The following is a 17,064-nucleotide window of genomic DNA, read 5'->3' as shown; positions in this document are numbered from 1 at the left end:
AACGAGAAGGCCCGCTGGGGGGCGGGCCTTAAGTTGTTACACGGATATACCGTTAGAGCGGTTTACCCCGGTTGCCATGCTGGCTAACGAAGGCCTGTATGGCTTTCAGGTCATTAGGCAAAACGGTGCAGCGTTCGTCACGCTCGAACAAATCAGACAAATGTGCAGGTAGCTCTAGCGCTTTTCCTACACCCGCTTTCTCCACTGCCTCAGGGAATTTGACCGGATGCGCCGTGCCAAGGATCACCATAGGGGTATCCAGGCTCCGGCGACAGGCACGAGCAGCCTTTACACCGATCGCGGTATGCGGGTCCAGCACCTCGCCAGTCTTGGCAAAAACGTCGGCAATAGTCTCGCAAGTCTCTTGGTCGCTGACAGCCAGGGAGTCAAACAGCTTGCGGGTTTCGGTCCAGCGGTCCTCGTCAACACTGAAACCACCGCCCTGCTTGAAGCTATCCATCAGCCCCGCCAGCGTCGCACCGTTGCGACCATGCATATCGAACAGCAAACGTTCGAAGTTCGACGACACCATGATGTCCATGGACGGCGACAAAGTGGCGTGCAGGGTCTCTTTGACATACTGATTACCGCTCATGAAGCGGTGCAGAATATCGTTGCGGTTAGTGGCGACGATCAATTGATTGATCGGCAAGCCCATATTGCGTGCCAGGTAACCGGCAAAAATGTCGCCGAAGTTACCGGTAGGCACCGAGAACGACACCGAGCGGGCCGGGCCACCCAACTGCAGCGAAGCGTGGAAGTAGTAAACGATCTGGGCCATGATCCGCGCCCAGTTGATCGAGTTGACAGCTACCAGGCGCGTGCCTTTCAGGAAACTCTGATCAGCGAAGCTGTTCTTGACCATTTCCTGGCAGTCGTCGAAGTTGCCTTCCACAGCGATGTTATGAATGTTGTCGCCGAAGATAGTCGTCATCTGCCGACGCTGTACGTCCGATACCCGGTTGTGTGGGTGCAGGATGAAGATATCGACGTTATCGCATTTGCGGCAGCCTTCAATGGCCGCTGAACCGGTATCACCCGAGGTCGCGCCAATAATCACCACCCGCTCGCCACGCTTGGCCAGCACGTAGTCCAGCAGACGACCGAGCAATTGCAGCGCGAAGTCCTTGAACGCGAGCGTCGGGCCGTGAAACAGCTCCAGAACCCACTCGTTACCGTTCAGTTGGCGCATCGGTGCAACCGAGCTATGAGCGAATACGCCATAGGTCTCTTCAAGGATCTTTTTGAAATCCGCATCGGGAATGCTGCCGGTTACGAACGGACGCATCACCCGGAAGGCCAGTTCGTGGTATGGCAGGCCTGCCCAGGAAGCAATCTCCTCCTGGGTAAAGCGCGGCAGGTTTTCCGGCACGTACAAACCGCCGTCGCTGGCCAGACCAGTCAACAGCACATCTTCGAAATTCAGGGCCGGCGCCTGGCCGCGGGTACTGATGTAGCGCATAAGATTTCAAACCTTCGGTTTGAGCTTCAAGCTGCAAGCTGCAAGCTACAAGTCCAAAGCAGTACGCTTTCACTTGCCGCTTGCCGCTTGCCGCTTGCCGCTGTGTTTAATTGAGATGTTCGACGCGAATCCGGACGACCGGGCCAACCACGTCCTGCACCGCTTCCAGGGCCTCAATGGCGTCATTCATGCGCTGTTCCACCACGCGATGGGTCAACAGAATCATCGGCACCAGGCCGTCATGTTCTTCGACTTCCTTCTGCATGATCGACTCAATGTTAATCCCGCGCTCCGACAGAATGCTTGCCACCTGAGCCAGCACACCCGGATGATCCTTGGCCTGAATGCGCAGGTAATACGCGCTTTCGCAGGCTTCGATTGGCAGAATTGGATGAGCGGACAAGGCGTCAGGCTGGAAAGCCAGATGCGGTACGCGGTTCTCCGGATCTGAGGTCATCGCACGCACCACGTCGACCAGATCGGCGACCACGGACGAAGCCGTAGGCTCCATGCCCGCGCCAGCGCCGTAGAACAGCGTCGAACCTGCAGCGTCACCATTGACCATTACCGCGTTCATCACGCCATTGACGTTGGCGATCAGCCGGTCAGCAGGTATCAGCGTAGGGTGTACTCGCAATTCGATACCCGCCGCGGTGCTGCGCGCCACGCCCAGGTGTTTGATGCGATAGCCAAGCGCCTCAGCATAATTGACGTCTGCGGTGGTCAGCTTGGTGATGCCTTCGGTGTAAGCCTTGTCGAACTGCAGCGGAATGCCAAAAGCGATGGACGCCAGAATGGTCAGCTTGTGCGCAGCATCAATACCTTCGACGTCGAACGTCGGATCGGCTTCGGCGTAACCCAGCGCCTGGGCTTCAGCCAGAACGTCAGGGAAGGTACGGCCTTTCTCACGCATTTCGGTAAGGATAAAGTTACCGGTGCCGTTGATGATCCCGGCCACCCAGTTGATGCGGTTGGCCGAAAGCCCCTCACGAATTGCCTTGATGACCGGAATACCGCCCGCAACCGCAGCTTCAAACGCTACGATCACGCCCTTCTCACGCGCCTTGGCGAAAATTTCGTTACCGTGCACAGCAATCAGCGCTTTGTTGGCAGTGACTACGTGCTTGCCGTTTTCAATGGCCTTGAGGACCAGATCGCGAGCTACGGTATAGCCGCCGATCAGTTCAATGACGATATCGATTTCAGGGTTGGTTGCCACCGCGAAGACGTCGCTGGTGGTCGGTGTACCGGTAATCTGGCAGTTGGGGTTTGGCGTACGCAGGGCAATTTGTGCCACTTCAATTCCACGACCCGCACGGCGGGCAATTTCCTCGGCGTTACGCTTAAGTACGTTGAAGGTACCGCCACCGACGGTACCCAGCCCACAGATGCCTACTTTGACCGGATTCACTATGAACTCCCCGTAAAACGGTCGGCTTGGAACCAACCGTGGAAAACAGCCGTGCAGCACAGCACGACTCTCTATTTACTCAACGGTCATGGGACACGCTGATTTATTTGGCGCTGAGCGCCAGCTTGGCCACTTGTGCAGCGGGTTGGTAACCCGGAATCAACTGGCCGTCAGCCAAAACGATGGCCGGTGTGCCGTTCACACCGATCGATTGGCCCACTTCGAATTGTTTGGTGACAGGGTTGGCGCACTTGGGCGCTTCGATGTTCTTGCCATCGACCATGCGATCCATGGCTGCCTTGCGATCCTTGGAGCACCAGACAGCCTGCAGTTGTTCGTCGCCCGGTGAGCCGAGGCCCTGACGCGGGAACGCAACATAACGAACTTCGATGCCCATTTTATTCAACTGCGGCACTTCAGCGTGCAGCTTGTGGCAATACGGGCAGGTGGTGTCGGTGAAAACCGTGATGTGTGATTTGGTCTCGCCAATTGCCGGATAAACAACCATCTCGGCGGTAGGGATGCCGTTGATAGTCTTGGCGATAGCCAGACGCTCGGTCTTCTCGGTCAGGTTAACCGGCTTGCCGTCCTGGATCTGAAACAAATAACCCTGCATCACGAACTGGCCATCAGCGCTGGCATACAGCACGCGGCCCCCTTTGAGCTTGACCTCGTACAGCCCGCTCAACGGGCTGGCGCCGATGCTTTCTACCGGCAGTTCAAGCTTGAGCGAATCCAGAGTCTTGCGAATGGCCTGGTCGGCGGGAGCATCCGCCTGGGCGAACACGCTGAAGGTACTGGCCAACGCAACTGCTGCGGCGGCGATAATATTGGTCACGCGCATGAAAACTCCTCGGGCGGTGGGCAGACTGGCCGGGGCAAAAAAAGCGCCCGTCAGCTTCAATCTGCGAAACCGGCAAAGCCTACCACATAAGGCCCGTAAACCTTACCCGGACTGACACAGACTGCCTGCAAAAGATGCAGCCTCAATCGCTCAGCCGCGCGGGTGATGCTTGGCGTGCATGTCTTGCAATCGGGCACGGGCAACATGGGTATAGATTTGCGTCGTAGACAGATCACTGTGCCCCAACAACATCTGCACCACCCGCAAGTCAGCGCCATGATTGAGCAAGTGAGTGGCAAAAGCGTGCCGCAATGTATGGGGTGACAGAGATTTGCTGATACCGGCAACCATGGCCTGATGCTTGATCCGGTGCCAAAAGGTCTGGCGGGTCATCTGCTCACCCCGCTGACTGGGGAACAACACATCACTAGGGCGACCCGCCAGCAACTCATCGCGAGCGCCGCGCATGTAGCGTTCGATCCAGACAATAGCCTCTTCGCCCATGGGGACCAGACGCTCCTTGCTGCCCTTGCCCATCACCCTTAATACACCCTGACGGAGATTCACCTGCTCCAGGGTCAGACTGATCAGTTCGGTGACTCGCAAGCCACAGGCATACAGCACCTCGAGCATGGCTTTGTCCCGCTGGCCGATAGCTTCGCTCAGGTCAGGTGCAGCCAGTAACGCGTCAACGTCTGCCTCCGACAATGACTTGGGCAATGGCCTGCCAAGCTGAGGCATGTCCACCTGCAGCGTGGGATCGACTTGAATCAGTTTCTCTCTCAGCAGGTAACGGTAGAAGCCACGGGCACCTGAAAGAAACCGTGCCGTGGAGCGCGGCTTGTAGGCTTTGTCCACTCGCCAGGCCAGATGATCAAGGATTGCCGAGCGTCCAACGCTGATCAATTCCAGGCCTTGTTCCTGCAACCAGCCGTTGAACAAGGCAAGATCACTGCGATAGGCATCACGCGTATTGTCCGAGAGCCCTTTCTCTAGCCAGAGGGCATCAAGAAACCGGTCGATCAGAGGGTCATCGATAGCAGACATGAGTATTCGCGCTTGAGCAGTGCTACATAAGGTACTGACTGAGGACAATAAAACCCCAGGCACAAAAAAGCAGCCCTTAGGCTGCTTTTTTCTTGCATCGAAAAACTGTACTCAGGACAGTTTTTCCTTGATGCGAGCTGCTTTACCGGACAGGTCACGCAGGTAGTACAGTTTGGCTTTGCGAACGTCACCGCGACGTTTCACAGCCAGGCTGTCGATTTGCGGGCTGTAGGTCTGGAAAGTACGCTCAACGCCAACACCGTTGGAGATTTTACGAACAGTGAAAGCACTGTTCACGCCACGGTTACGCTTGGCAATTACTACGCCTTCGAACGCCTGCAGACGAGCGCGGTCGCCTTCCTTCACTTTCACCTGAACGACAACAGTGTCGCCCGGGGCAAAGGTAGGGATCTCTTTGGTCATCTGCTCTGCTTCGAGTGCAAGGATGATTTTGTTAGTCATGCTGTGCTCCTAAGGTAAATCGTCGGATCTACCATCGATACGTTAACTATCGTCCCGTTCGCGGATGTATTCCGCGAGCAGCTTCTTCTCTTCTCCAGAAAGCGAGCGGCTTTCCAGAAGATCGGCGCGTCGTTCATAGGTCCGCCCGAGGGACTGCTGTAAACGCCAACGCCGGATGTGCGCGTGATTGCCACTTAGCAACACGTCGGGAACACGCTGATCCGCATACACCTCCGGTCGGGTGTAATGCGGGCAATCCAGCAGACCATCAGTGAAGGAATCTTCCTCCGCAGAGTCCGCATGCCCTAAAGCTCCAGGCAGCAGCCGCGTAACCGCATCGATCAGCACCATTGCCGGCAGCTCGCCACCAGACAGTACATAGTCACCAATCGACCACTCTTCATCGACATGAGCATCAATAAAACGCTCGTCAATGCCTTCATAACGACCGGCGATGAGGATAATCGCTTCCTCCTGCGCCAGTTCGCGTACCGCAGACTGATTCAGTTGGCGGCCTTGTGGCGACAGGTAAATCACCTTCGCCGCATCCCCTGCTGCTTGCCTGGCCTGAACCAGAGCATCCTCCAGGGGCTTGATCTTCATCACCATGCCCGGACCACCGCCAAATGGGCGATCGTCAACAGTGTGATGCCGATCCGTGGTGTAGTCCCGCGGATTCCAACAAGTCAGCTGCAACAGCCCTTGTTTCACCGCACGGCTGGTAATGCCGTATGCGCTGATGGCGGAAAACATCTCGGGAAACAGACTGATCACTTCTATGCGCAGGCTAGCCATTGCTAGAAGTCCGAATCCCAATCCACCTTCATCTCGCCAGCTTCCAGGTCAACAACCAACACGCATTGCTCTGTATAGGGCAACAAGCGCTCGCGATCGTCCAGGCTGCCTGCGCAGGGCTTGACCACCATTACATCATTCGAGCCTGTCTCTAGCAGATGATCGATCTTCCCGAGCAATTGCCCTTGATGGTCGATGACCTTGAGACCCTCCAGTTGGTACCAGTAGTACTCGCCGTCGGTCAGATCAGGGAACAGGTTACGCGGCACGCAGATTTCAAAACCGGCCAGAAGACGAGCTTCTTCACGGTCATCGAGACCTTTGAGCTTTGCGACCAGGAACTTGTTTTGCAAGCGTCCGCTGACCAGCTCTACCTGTTTAACGCTGCCTTCGCGCCGAAGCGTCCAGGTTTTGTAATCCAACAGGTTTCCAATCGGATCAGTAAAGGAAAAGACCTTCACTTCGCCGCGAACGCCATGTACCGAATAAATCTTGCCAATGACGATCAAGTCGTCGGCAGTCGTTGGCGCCGCGTTCATATTGCTCAGGCCGCGACCTTGGTCTTGGCGTGTTCTTTCAGCAACTGGGCAACGCGATCGGATGTTTGTGCACCCACGCTCAACCAGTAGTTAACGCGCTCTTCGTTCACGGACAAACGAACTTCCTGACCACGGGCAACCGGGTTGAAGAAGCCAATTTGCTCTTTGTGCGAACCGTCGCGCGCATTGCGGCTATCGGTAACAGTCAGGTGGTAAAACGGGCGCTTTTTGGAGCCGCCCAGGGCAAGACGAATGGTTAGCATTGAACATCGTTCCTGTAGTCGGTGCTGCAAATCTAAGATGCACAGCGGGCATAGGTGCCCGAAAGGCCGCATATTCTAAGGAATATCCGGACTTTTGCAAATGTCTTTTTCTGGCACTTGCTGTTGTGCCATCCAGATTTGCCAGGGAGCCGTCACTTCCGACGGCCTATATAGACCCGCAACGCGGGCTTTTACAGGGGGCGAGCCCCCATGTGGGATGCGCGCAGAGGAACCTGCGCGCGATGCATCACATTTTCGGCATGCCGCCGCCGGGCAACATTCCGCCCATGCCGCGCATCATTTTGGCCATTCCGCCTTTGGCGGAGAATTTCTTCATCATCTTCTGCATCTGTTTGTGCTGCTTGATCAGACGCCCGATATCCTGGACTTGCGTTCCCGAACCCATCGCGATGCGACGCTTGCGCGAACCGCTGATCAGTTCCGGATCACGACGCTCGCCAGGGGTCATCGAGTTGATGATGGCTTCCATCTGCTTGAACTGTTTCTCTGCCGCACCCTGGGCGTTGCCCATTTGCGAAAGATTAACGCCGCCAATGCTTGGCAGTTTGTCCATGAGCCCGCCGAGGCCGCCCATGTTCTTCATCTGTTGAAGCTGATCACGGAAATCTTCGAGATCGAAGCCTTTACCCTTTTTCAGCTTTTTGGCCAGTTTGTCGGCCTTGTCCTTGTCGAGGGTCTGCTCGGCCTGCTCGATGAGGCTGAGCACGTCACCCATGCCAAGGATTCGTGACGCGATACGATCAGGGTGGAACGGTTCGAGCGCATCGCTCTTCTCGCCCATACCGATGAACTTGATCGGCTTGCCGGTGATGGCGCGCACGGACAACGCCGCACCGCCTCGTGCATCACCGTCGACCTTGGTCAGGATCACACCGGTCAACGGCAGTGCATCACCAAACGCCTTGGCAGTGTTGGCGGCATCCTGACCGGTCATGGCGTCAACCACGAACAGCGTCTCAGCAGGCTTGACCGCAGCATGCAGCGCCTGGATCTCGCCCATCATCTCGGCATCGATATGCAGACGACCCGCGGTGTCGAGGATGACGACATCAATGAACTTGAGCTTCGCTTCCTTTATTGCCGCTTCAGCGATATCTACCGGCTTCTGGCTGATATCCGAAGGGAAGAAAGTGACACCAATATCGCCCGCCAGGGTTTCGAGCTGCTTGATAGCGGCCGGACGATAAACGTCGGCAGACACGACCATGACGGTTTTTTTCTTGCGCTCTTTGAGGAACTTGGCCAGCTTGCCAGCAGTAGTGGTCTTACCCGCACCCTGCAGACCCGCCATCAGAATAACGGCAGGCGGCGTAACATTAAGGGTCAGCTCTTCATTGGCTGCCCCCATCATGTCTTCAAGTTCAGCCTGGACGATCTTCACGAAGGCCTGGCCTGGGGTCAGGCTGCGGGACACTTCAGTGCCGACAGCGCGCTCCTTGACCTTGTTGACGAAGTCTTTGACAACCGGCAAGGCAACGTCGGCCTCGAGCAACGCCATACGCACTTCACGCAGGGTGTCTTTGATGTTGTCCTCGGTCAGCTTGGCCTTGCCAGTCACATGGCGCAGCGTCTGCGAGAGACGGTCTGTCAGGTTTTCAAACATGCGCGATCCTTTCAGGCTCTTGGCGAACCCCGGTTGATGCGGCCCGGCCCGTAATAAAATGGCGCTCGGCGAGCCTGTGGCTAGAGCAGGTCGCGGATTATAGCGAAGACTCCGCTGGACTGACACTACGGAGTCTGCATCTGTGGTCTTTCGTGAAATGACGGTTGTATGCCAAACTCAGCGCCTTTAAAGGCCCGTCCATCAGGATTTATGTTCCCTTTGCCACCCAGCCTGCTACCCAGCCTCGCCGCCGCCTGCCTTTATGCCGCTGCGACTATCTATCAGGGCATCCGCCTCAGCCAGGCGAAACGCGCCGACAAACGGCTGCTCTGCCTGCTCGGCACGCTGGCCGTTGTGGCACATGCCTTCGGACTTTTTTCCCAGTTGATCCGCCCCATCGGGCTTGGTCTGGATTTTTTCAGCGCCGCCAGCCTGATTGCCGTTGCGGTGATCGCGCTGACATTGGTCGCTACCGTGCGCATCCCGGTAGAAAACCTGCTGGTGCTTTTATTCCCGCTGGGGATGATTACCGCGCTGCTTGCGCAGTTTGCACCGGCGGGCACGGTACAGCCCATCGTTGAAGAGCCGGGCATTCTCAGCCACATTCTGCTGTCGATCCTGGCCTACGGCATGTTCACTATCGCCGTCGTGCAGGCATTGTTGCTGCTGGTGCAAGATCATCAACTCAAACACAAGCATCCGTCAGGGCTGATCAAGAACTTCCCTCCCCTGCAAACCATGGAAAGCCTGTTGTTCGGGTTTCTCTGGGCCGGATGGTCGCTGCTTTCCCTGTCGCTGATTTCCGGCTGGCTGTTCGTCGAAAACCTCTTCGCACAGCACCTTGTACACAAAACCCTGCTGGCGTGCCTGGCCTGGGTGGTGTTCAGCGTATTGTTGTGGGGCCGCAATCGTCTTGGCTGGCGCGGGCACAAGGCTATCCGCTGGACCCTGGGCGGTTTCTGCCTGCTGATGCTGGCCTATTTCGGCAGCAAGCTGGTCCGCGAATTCATTCTGCACATCTGACGGTTCGCTGATTATGGATAATTTGCCAATCGCCCCGATGCTCGGTGTCGTGGCCCTGTTGATTCTTTGGGCAGCCCTTTTTACGGCTATTGAAGCAGCACACCTGCAACTCAAAGCGCTGCGCAACGGTGACCGTCAACCGGCCCCGCTCTGGCCTGAGCTTAAATTCGAACTGGGCAGCCTGATCCTTGCCAACACCTTGATCAAGGTGCTGATCACCGTAATCGTCACCCTGCTGTCGATGAACTACTGGTATTACAATGGTCCGACGCTGGCCTGGATCAGCGTGACCAGCATCACGCTGATCTTCGCCGAACTCATCCCTCGCAGACTCGCAGCCCGTCATCCGGAAGCAATCGTGCACATGGCGAACAGCCTGCTGCGCATTCCGATGAAACTGCTCTGGCCACTTGCCTGGCTGTTCAACTGCATTGCCAGGACGCTGCTACGACCGTTCGGCCAGCGTAACGCACGGGTGGTCGCAGCGGACGATGACGACGAACGCCCACATGCTCATCACGACGGCGTCAACGAACACCATCCTGGCCGCTCTCCCGTGCTCTCAGGTATCCATGCGCTGGACAGCATCACCGTCAACGACATTCTGGTTCCGCGCAATGACGTGGACGGCGTCAATCTCGACGACAGCATTGAGCAGATTGTCGAGCGCCTGATCATCTCAAGGCACACCCGCCTGCCTGTTTATCACAACGATATCAATCAGGTTCAGGGCGTACTCAACACACGTCAGATCAGCCATCTGCTGCCCAAAGCAGACCTGACCAAAGAGCAGATCCTCGCCGCGTGCTACGAACCGTACTTCGTTCCGGAAAGCACGCCGCTTCAACTGCAACTGCTCAACTTCCACAAACAACAGCGCCGCCTGGGCGTGGTGGTCGATGAATATGGCGAAGTGCTGGGCATCGTCAGCCTGGAAGACATTCTGGAAGAAATCGTCGGCGAGTTCGAAAACGAGCAAACCCTGAACAACCCGCACATTCACCCACAGGCCGACGGCCGACTGGTGGTGGACGGCGCAGCTTCAATTCGCGACCTGAACAAGAGCCTGGGTTGGCACTTGCCGTCCGACGGCCCCAAGACGCTCAATGGGCTGGTAACCGAAGCGCTGGAAACCATTCCGGAAAGTGCGGTATGCCTGAAGATCGGGCCGTACCGGCTGGAAATCCTCGAAACCGAGGACAACCGGGTTACCCGGGTCATGATGTGGCAAAAGCCGGCCACTCGTTAAAGCCCCCTTGTTATGCGGGCGGCGCGGTTCCTATAATCGAACCGCTTACCCAGCCCGCCGATCCGTGTGCTACCCGCACCCCGTGTGATCCGGCCAGTCACTCAGCCTGAACGTATCGTGCATTTCCCTGGCCCTGCCCTACCCCCCGGCACGGCCAACGCCTCTCGCCCGCATCCGGGCTAACCTGATCAGCGCTGTACCCACAATAATTAATGTATGCCTCGTCGAAAGGCACTATGACTGTCAGGAAAACCGCATGACTACGACTTCTGCCGCTCATGAAAATGATAGCGCGCCCGCTCGCCCGGCCAATTCCGCCACACGCGTCGCTACCGCCAGCTTCATTGGCACCGCCATCGAGTTCTATGACTTCTATGTTTACGCCACCGCCGCCGCCCTGGTGATCGGACCGGTGTTCTTCCCCCAGACGTCCGGCACCGCACAAATGCTGTCGGCATTTCTCACCTTCGGGATCGCCTTCCTTGCCCGCCCGCTAGGCTCTGCGCTGTTCGGCCACTTCGGTGATCGCATTGGGCGCAAGTCGACGCTGGTGGCCTCACTTCTGCTGATGGGCGTCTGTACCACACTGATCGGCGTACTACCGGGCTATGCGACGATAGGTGCGTGGGCGCCAATTCTGTTATGCGTGCTACGTTTCGGCCAAGGGTTGGGGCTTGGTGGTGAGTGGGGTGGCGCAGCCTTGCTTGCAACGGAAAACGCCCCCAAAGGAAAGCGCGCCTGGTTCGGTATGTTCCCGCAACTTGGCCCTTCGATTGGCTTCCTCGCCGCTAACGGGCTGTTCCTGACACTGGCCATGACACTGGATGACGAGCAGTTTCGCTCCTGGGGCTGGCGAATCCCTTTCCTGCTGAGCGCGGCATTGGTCATGGTCGGCCTCTATGTGCGCCTGAAGCTGGAAGAAACCCCGGTATTCACCAACGCCATAGCCCGCCATGAACGGGTGAAGATGCCCATAGTAGAGCTGTTCAGCCAATACTGGGCACCGGTACTGCTCGGTGCCGCATCAATGGTGGTCTGTTATGCACTGTTCTACATCTCGACAGTGTTTTCCCTGAGCTATGGCGTGTCCACACTCGGCTATAGCCGCGAAACATTCCTCGCCCTGCTGTGCTTCGCGGTGCTGTTCATGGCCGCGGCGACCCCGCTTGCTGCATGGGCCAGCGATCGTTTTGGACGACGCCCGGTACTGATCATCGGTGGCGTGCTGGCGATCCTGTCCGGCTTCACCATGGAGCCATTGCTGACACATGGCACGACATGGGCCGTAGCGCTGTTTCTGTGTATCGAGCTGTTCCTGATGGGCGTGACCTTCGCCCCTATGGGTGCGATGTTGCCTGAGCTGTTTCCTACACGCGTCAGGTACACCGGCGCGTCAGCGGCCTACAATCTGGGTGGCATTGTCGGAGCATCAGTTGCGCCTTTTTTCGCCCAGAAACTGGTGGCGATGGGCGGCCTGAGCTGGGTCGGTGGGTATGTGTCGGCAGCAGCGTTAATCAGCGTGATTGCCGTGCTATGCCTGAAGGAAACGCGTGAGGCAGATCTGGACAAGATTGCTTAGCTCAGACAAGCGCTCCTGTGAACAGAGGTTTCTGTTGGAGCGATAGGGCGGTGTCTGGGACACCGCCTTATCTGACGCAGCGCTACGTTACAGCTGGACTTTCACAGCCCGCGAAGAACGAGTCGCCTTGGCGCGTGCAGCTTCGATGGACTCGTCACGAGCGAGAGCAACGCCCATGCGGCGCTGGCCGTTGACTTCAGGCTTGCCGAACAGACGCAGTGCGGTATCCGGCTCGCTCAGCGCCTCGTTGAGGTTGGCGAAAGTGGTATTCGTGGACTGCCCTTCCACCAGAATCACCGCCGAAGCCGATGGCCCGAACTGGCGGATCTGCGGAATTGGCAGGCCCAGAATGGCGCGAGCGTGCAAGGCGAACTGCGACAGATCCTGAGAAATCAGGGTAACCAGGCCCGTATCGTGCGGACGCGGCGACACTTCGCTGAACCAGACCTGATCACCTTTGATGAACAGTTCGACACCAAACAGACCACGACCACCCAGCGCTTCAGTAACCGCTTTGGCAACACGCTCGGACTCGGCCAGTGCAACAGGGCTCATGGCCTGCGGCTGCCAGGACTCCTGATAGTCGCCCTTCTCTTGACGGTGACCTACTGGCGCACAGAAGGTAGTACCGCCCGCGTGACGCACGGTCAACAGGGTGATTTCGTATTCAAAGTCGATGAAGCCTTCGATGATGACGCGGCCTTTACCGGCACGACCGCCTTCCTGAGCGTAGTCCCAGGCCTTCTGCACGTCATCAGCAGTGCGCAGCAGGCTCTGGCCTTTGCCCGAAGAACTCATCACCGGCTTGACCACGCATGGGAAACCCAGGTCCTGCACAGCCTTGCTGTAGTCTTCGAAGGTGTCGGCGAAGTGATACGGCGAAGTTGGCAGATCCAGCTCTTCAGCGGCCAGACGACGGATGCCTTCGCGGTTCATGGTCAACTGCGTCGCACGGGCAGTCGGGATGACGGTGAAGCCTTCGGCCTCCAGCTCAACCAGAGTGGCAGTGGCGATTGCCTCGATTTCCGGCACGATGTAGTGCGGTTTCTCAGCTTCGATTACCGCACGCAGTGCAGCACCGTCGAGCATGTTGATCACATGGCTGCGATGGGCAACCTGCATGGCAGGCGCATTGGCATAACGATCAACAGCGATCACTTCAACGCCCAGGCGCTGCAGTTCGATCACTACTTCCTTGCCCAGCTCACCGCAACCGCAGAGCAATACACGGGTCGCGACAGGCGACAGTGGAGTTCCGATTTGAGTCATCTCAGGTCCTCGTGGAGCAGATATCGAGGGCAGCCCGCGTCAATGCGAGCGACCGCTGTGGAGAAAGGCGCGCAATTTACCACGAAGCCCCGTAATTCTCAGCCAGGACAAGCGTTCTTGCGCGCACGCCAGGCCATGATCAGCCAGACGGCAGTAACACCGGCAAACTTGGAAACCAGCGCCGTGATAATCACTGGTGGAGTCAGCGCGTCAATCAAGCCGAAAAAGATGAAGGTATCCACCGGGATACTCAACGCCGAACTGAGCCACAAACGATCACGCAATGGACGCTTGGTGATGGTGAAAACCAGCCAGTCGATGCACTCGGACACGGCAAACGCCGTGGCGCTGGCCAGCGCGATGGTTGGGTCGGAAGTCACATACGACAGCACCAACGCCGCGAGCATGGCCAGGATCGCACCGTGGCCGAAACGAGTCTGCACCATATCGCGCAGCACAAACACCAACCCACCCCAGGCAGACCAGATTACGTCCAGATGCGGCGCGGCGGAAAAAGCGAAGTTGATCAGCACAACGCTGCTGATGTAGGCAATCAGGAAGAGCATGAGGTGAGGCTTATGTGGCGAGGAAGATGGGTAATGGTATCAGCCGATGCCAGGCGATGGCTTATTTGAAATGAGATTCAACCTGTGGGAGCAGAGCTTGCTCGCGATAAAGACACCGCAGATATCAGGTAGATCGCGCCCAGCCTTATCGCGAGCAAGCTCGGCTCCTACAGGAAAAGCGGGACCTCGGACTACATTTTCCAGACAAGCCCACTCGCCTCGGCTCGCTCATGGCAGAGCCTGAGCACGGCGCGGCGCTGGTCGTTGTCCAAGGCGTGCCAGTCGGTGATTTCTTTTACGGTACGCTGGCAACCCAGGCATACATCGTCGTCGTCCAGCGCGCAAATACTGACGCAGGGTGAGGCAACACGGCGTTCGGCTTCCATCAATCGTCCTGCGGTATCAAGTCGCGATCGTAGCGCTGGGCGTTGTGGACGTAGTGGGCGGCACTGGCTTCAAGCATTTTCTTCTGCACATCAGTGAGTTCGCGCACTACTTTACCGGGCGAACCCATGACGAGCGAGCCATCAGGAATAACCTTACCCTCACCGATCAACGAATTGGCGCCGATGATGCAGTACTTGCCAATCTTCGCGCCGTTAAGGATCACCGCGTTGATCCCGATCAGACTGTAATCATCGACGCTGCAACCGTGCAGCATGGCGTTATGGCCGATCGTCACGCCTTTACCGATCTCCAGTGGGGAACCCATGTCGGTATGCATCACCGTGCCGTCCTGCACGTTGCTGTTTTCGCCAATGTGGATCAGTTCGTTATCGCCGCGCAACACGGCGTTGAACCAGACATTGGCCCCTGCCTCCAGCTTGACCTTGCCGATCAGCACGGCATTGGGCGCGACCCAGCTTTGCGGATGGGTTTCGACGCGAAAATCGCCCAGACGATATTTCATGGGTAAGAATCCTCAAGGCTCTGCGGCCCGTTTAATCGACGCTTAGATCACGGAGTGTTCAGGCGGGTGATGCAGACTGATCTTGCTGTCATAAAGCACGTTGATCAACTCAACGATCATGATCGCAGTCAGCCCCCAGATTTTGAACTCGCCGTAACGATAGCTGGGCACGTACCAACTGCGACCTTGATAATCGATGCGGTGTGTATGTTCTCGGGTGTCCTGCCGAAAAAACTCCAGCGGCACGCTGAACACGGCGGCGATTTCAGCATCGTTGGGGCGATACTCGACGAAGTCGGGAATCAACCCAACATAGGGTGTGACCTTGATACCGTGCTTGGAGATCAATGGACTGAGCGGCCCGATCACTTCGACCAGCCCCGGCGGCAGACCGATCTCTTCCTTGGCTTCGCGCAGTGCAGTAAAGATCAGGTCACTGTCTTCAGGGTCACGTCGCCCACCCGGAAAGGCAACCTCGCCGCCGTGGGTCGACAGCCCGCTGGCACGCAGAGTCAAAATCAACTCCGGCTCGTCACTACGGGTAATCGGCAGTAACACTGCAGCTTCGGGAAAAAGTCGATCCGTCTCAAATGTGCTCGGCGTATGACTGCTTACACGGCGAAGTAGCTCATCCAGCATGGGAAATCTCGATCTGTTGCCTACCCCGCATCATGCACCAAAGCGGCCAACCGCCCAAGCCCTTGTAGGACAATGTAAGCAAGACTAAAGGGCTGCTTGCCGATGACCCGCAGCACGCGCCAAGATAGCGGCTGAATTCAGCAATCGACTCATTCCATGAAATTCTGCAGCCAGTGCGCCAAACCGGTTATCCAGTGCATTCCTGAAGGCGATAGCCGCCTGCGTTATGTCTGCGAACATTGCAAAACCATTCACTACCAGAACCCGAATATCGTGGCGGGCTGCCTGGCGGTGTGAGAAGGCAAGGTGTTGCTGTGCCGTAGGGCTATCGAACCACGCCTGGGGTTCTGGACACTGCCGGCCGGTTTTATGGAAAACGGCGAAACCATGGAGCAGGCAGCACGCCGGGAAACCGATGAAGAAGCCTGCGCAACGCCGGGCGATCTCAGCCTGTACATGCTGGTAGACGTTGCGCACATTAATCAGGTGCATGTGTTCTTTCGGGGCGAACTGGCTACACCAGACTTCGCCGCCGGAATTGAGAGCCTCGAAGTTCGCCTGTTCGACGAAGCGGACATACCGTGGTCAGAGCTGGCTTTCATGACGGTCCGCCGTACCCTAGAATGCTTTTTCGCGGATCGTCGCCAACAGGCTTACCCTGTGCGCAACGAGTCCCTGCCGCCATCGCGGCCCATTCAAGACACTTAATCAGGCCAGCCAAAAAAGGCACCGCCTCAGGGATACCGTTTAGATGCGTTGGTTGCTCGCAGTTTTGTGCTTGTCATTCATGCCGCTGTCTCAGGCCTCGTTCACTCAGACTATTGTTCCGAAAGGCAGCGAGCAGAAGATCGTCGGCGAAAAAGTGATCAACGTCGAGAACATCGCTGACAAGAAAATCGACAAAGTGCTGGTGCTCAAATCAGCCCGTCAGTTGCAACTGATCAGTGGTGGCGAGTCCCTGAAAACGTACCGTATTTCGTTGGGCAAACAACCCAAAGGCACCAAACTCAAGGAAGGCGACCAGCGTACACCCGAAGGGTTTTACTGGCTCGACTGGCGCAAGACCAGCACCAATTACAACCTGTCGATGCACATTTCCTACCCGAACGCTGCTGACGCAGAGCGCTCAAAACGCGAAGGGGTGAAGCCGGGCAGCATGATCATGATTCATGGCACGCCAGTGGATGAGGAATATCCGGAGTGGTACTTCCACACGCTGGACTGGACCAACGGCTGCATCGCGCTGAAGAACAACGACATGCGGGAAGTATGGAGTCTGGTGAAAGACGGCACGATGATTGAGATCAGGCCGTAAAGAGAACGCTGGACTCCTGTAGGAGCTGCCGAAGGCTGCGATGGCGGTATCAGATAAATCGCATCGC

18 protein-coding genes and 1 pseudogene are annotated in these 17,064 nt (G+C 57.2%); 5 read left to right on the top strand and 14 right to left on the bottom strand.

Features of this window, described 5'->3' with window-relative positions; genetic code table 11:
- Window positions 1-52 precede the first annotated feature (52 nt).
- The 9 genes from thrC to ffh form a co-directional block, all read right to left on the bottom strand.
- The gene (gene thrC, locus ACYASS_RS16105; RefSeq protein ID WP_463586849.1) at window positions 53-1,462 is read right to left on the bottom strand and encodes a threonine synthase; all 1,410 of its coding nucleotides are present in this window, start codon (window positions 1,460-1,462) and stop codon (window positions 53-55) included.
- Window positions 1,463-1,568: 106 nt separating this feature from the next.
- Window positions 1,569-2,873 (bottom strand): homoserine dehydrogenase, encoded by a 1,305-nt coding sequence (locus ACYASS_RS16100; RefSeq protein ID WP_243246088.1) that lies wholly within the window; start codon window positions 2,871-2,873, stop codon window positions 1,569-1,571.
- Window positions 2,874-2,976: 103 nt separating this feature from the next.
- A complete protein-coding gene (locus ACYASS_RS16095) occupies window positions 2,977-3,717 on the bottom strand; it encodes a DsbC family protein (protein ID WP_463586848.1) in 741 nt (246 codons plus the stop codon).
- A 150-nt stretch (window positions 3,718-3,867) separates the two neighbouring features.
- A complete protein-coding gene (gene xerD, locus ACYASS_RS16090; RefSeq protein ID WP_463586847.1) occupies window positions 3,868-4,764 on the bottom strand; it encodes a site-specific tyrosine recombinase XerD in 897 nt (298 codons plus the stop codon).
- Window positions 4,765-4,875: 111 nt separating this feature from the next.
- The gene (rplS, locus tag ACYASS_RS16085) at window positions 4,876-5,226 is read right to left on the bottom strand and encodes a 50S ribosomal protein L19 (RefSeq protein WP_027902605.1); all 351 of its coding nucleotides are present in this window, start codon (window positions 5,224-5,226) and stop codon (window positions 4,876-4,878) included.
- Window positions 5,227-5,268: 42 nt separating this feature from the next.
- The gene (gene trmD, locus ACYASS_RS16080; protein WP_463586846.1) at window positions 5,269-6,021 is read right to left on the bottom strand and encodes a tRNA (guanosine(37)-N1)-methyltransferase TrmD; all 753 of its coding nucleotides are present in this window, start codon (window positions 6,019-6,021) and stop codon (window positions 5,269-5,271) included.
- A 2-nt stretch (window positions 6,022-6,023) separates the two neighbouring features.
- Window positions 6,024-6,560: a ribosome maturation factor RimM gene (rimM, locus tag ACYASS_RS16075; protein WP_087264526.1), complete on the bottom strand. Its 537-nt coding sequence runs from the start codon at window positions 6,558-6,560 to the stop codon at window positions 6,024-6,026.
- A gap of 5 nt (window positions 6,561-6,565) precedes the next feature.
- Window positions 6,566-6,823: a 30S ribosomal protein S16 gene (gene rpsP, locus ACYASS_RS16070; RefSeq protein WP_122665269.1), complete on the bottom strand. Its 258-nt coding sequence runs from the start codon at window positions 6,821-6,823 to the stop codon at window positions 6,566-6,568.
- Window positions 6,824-7,070: 247 nt separating this feature from the next.
- On the bottom strand, window positions 7,071-8,447 hold the full coding sequence (gene ffh, locus ACYASS_RS16065; protein WP_463586845.1) for a signal recognition particle protein: 1,377 nt from the start codon (window positions 8,445-8,447) through the stop codon (window positions 7,071-7,073).
- 210 nt (window positions 8,448-8,657) lie between these two features.
- Here ffh and ACYASS_RS16060 point away from each other — a divergent pair, with 210 nt between their 5' ends.
- From ACYASS_RS16060 to ACYASS_RS16050, 3 genes are all read left to right on the top strand, one after another.
- Entirely contained in the window at window positions 8,658-9,470 is an 813-nt protein-coding gene (locus ACYASS_RS16060) for a cytochrome C assembly family protein (protein ID WP_463586844.1), read from the top strand.
- 13 nt (window positions 9,471-9,483) lie between these two features.
- On the top strand, window positions 9,484-10,719 hold the full coding sequence (locus ACYASS_RS16055) for an HlyC/CorC family transporter (RefSeq protein ID WP_463586843.1): 1,236 nt from the start codon (window positions 9,484-9,486) through the stop codon (window positions 10,717-10,719).
- 256 nt (window positions 10,720-10,975) lie between these two features.
- Window positions 10,976-12,298 carry an MFS transporter gene (locus ACYASS_RS16050; protein WP_463586842.1) on the top strand — a complete coding sequence of 441 codons (1,323 nt, stop codon included), beginning with the start codon at window positions 10,976-10,978 and terminating at the stop codon, window positions 12,296-12,298.
- Between the two features lie 87 nt (window positions 12,299-12,385).
- On the opposite strand, the gene purT is transcribed toward ACYASS_RS16050, so the two are convergent.
- The 5 genes from purT to ACYASS_RS16025 all read right to left on the bottom strand — a co-directional run bounded on the left by purT (window position 12,386) and on the right by ACYASS_RS16025 (window position 15,682).
- Window positions 12,386-13,567, bottom strand: a complete 1,182-nt coding sequence (purT, locus tag ACYASS_RS16045) for a formate-dependent phosphoribosylglycinamide formyltransferase (protein WP_122665273.1) — start codon at window positions 13,565-13,567, stop codon at window positions 12,386-12,388.
- Between the two features lie 98 nt (window positions 13,568-13,665).
- Window positions 13,666-14,133: a VUT family protein gene (locus ACYASS_RS16040; protein ID WP_243246094.1), complete on the bottom strand. Its 468-nt coding sequence runs from the start codon at window positions 14,131-14,133 to the stop codon at window positions 13,666-13,668.
- 191 nt (window positions 14,134-14,324) lie between these two features.
- Complete coding sequence (locus ACYASS_RS16035; protein ID WP_463586841.1) at window positions 14,325-14,519, bottom strand: DUF1289 domain-containing protein; 195 nt, start codon at window positions 14,517-14,519, stop codon at window positions 14,325-14,327.
- Window positions 14,519-15,043 carry a gamma carbonic anhydrase family protein gene (locus ACYASS_RS16030; RefSeq protein WP_463586840.1) on the bottom strand — a complete coding sequence of 175 codons (525 nt, stop codon included), beginning with the start codon at window positions 15,041-15,043 and terminating at the stop codon, window positions 14,519-14,521. Before ACYASS_RS16030 ends, ACYASS_RS16035 begins: the two co-directional genes overlap by 1 nt.
- Window positions 15,044-15,085: 42 nt before the next feature.
- Window positions 15,086-15,682 (bottom strand): CoA pyrophosphatase, encoded by a 597-nt coding sequence (locus ACYASS_RS16025; protein ID WP_463586839.1) that lies wholly within the window; start codon window positions 15,680-15,682, stop codon window positions 15,086-15,088.
- Between the two features lie 156 nt (window positions 15,683-15,838).
- Between ACYASS_RS16025 and ACYASS_RS16020 the strand changes: the two are divergent.
- Both ACYASS_RS16020 and ACYASS_RS16015 read left to right on the top strand, forming a co-directional pair.
- Window positions 15,839-16,390 (top strand): annotated as a pseudogene (locus ACYASS_RS16020) (NUDIX hydrolase).
- A 43-nt stretch (window positions 16,391-16,433) separates the two neighbouring features.
- A complete protein-coding gene (locus ACYASS_RS16015) occupies window positions 16,434-16,997 on the top strand; it encodes a L,D-transpeptidase family protein (protein ID WP_243246097.1) in 564 nt (187 codons plus the stop codon).
- The last annotated feature ends 67 nt before the right edge of the window (window positions 16,998-17,064 follow it).

This window comes from Pseudomonas sp. HP_14, assembly GCF_055283875.1.
The sequence above is the reverse complement of the archived record's forward strand: the minus strand, read 5'-3'. Positions and strand labels throughout refer to the sequence as shown.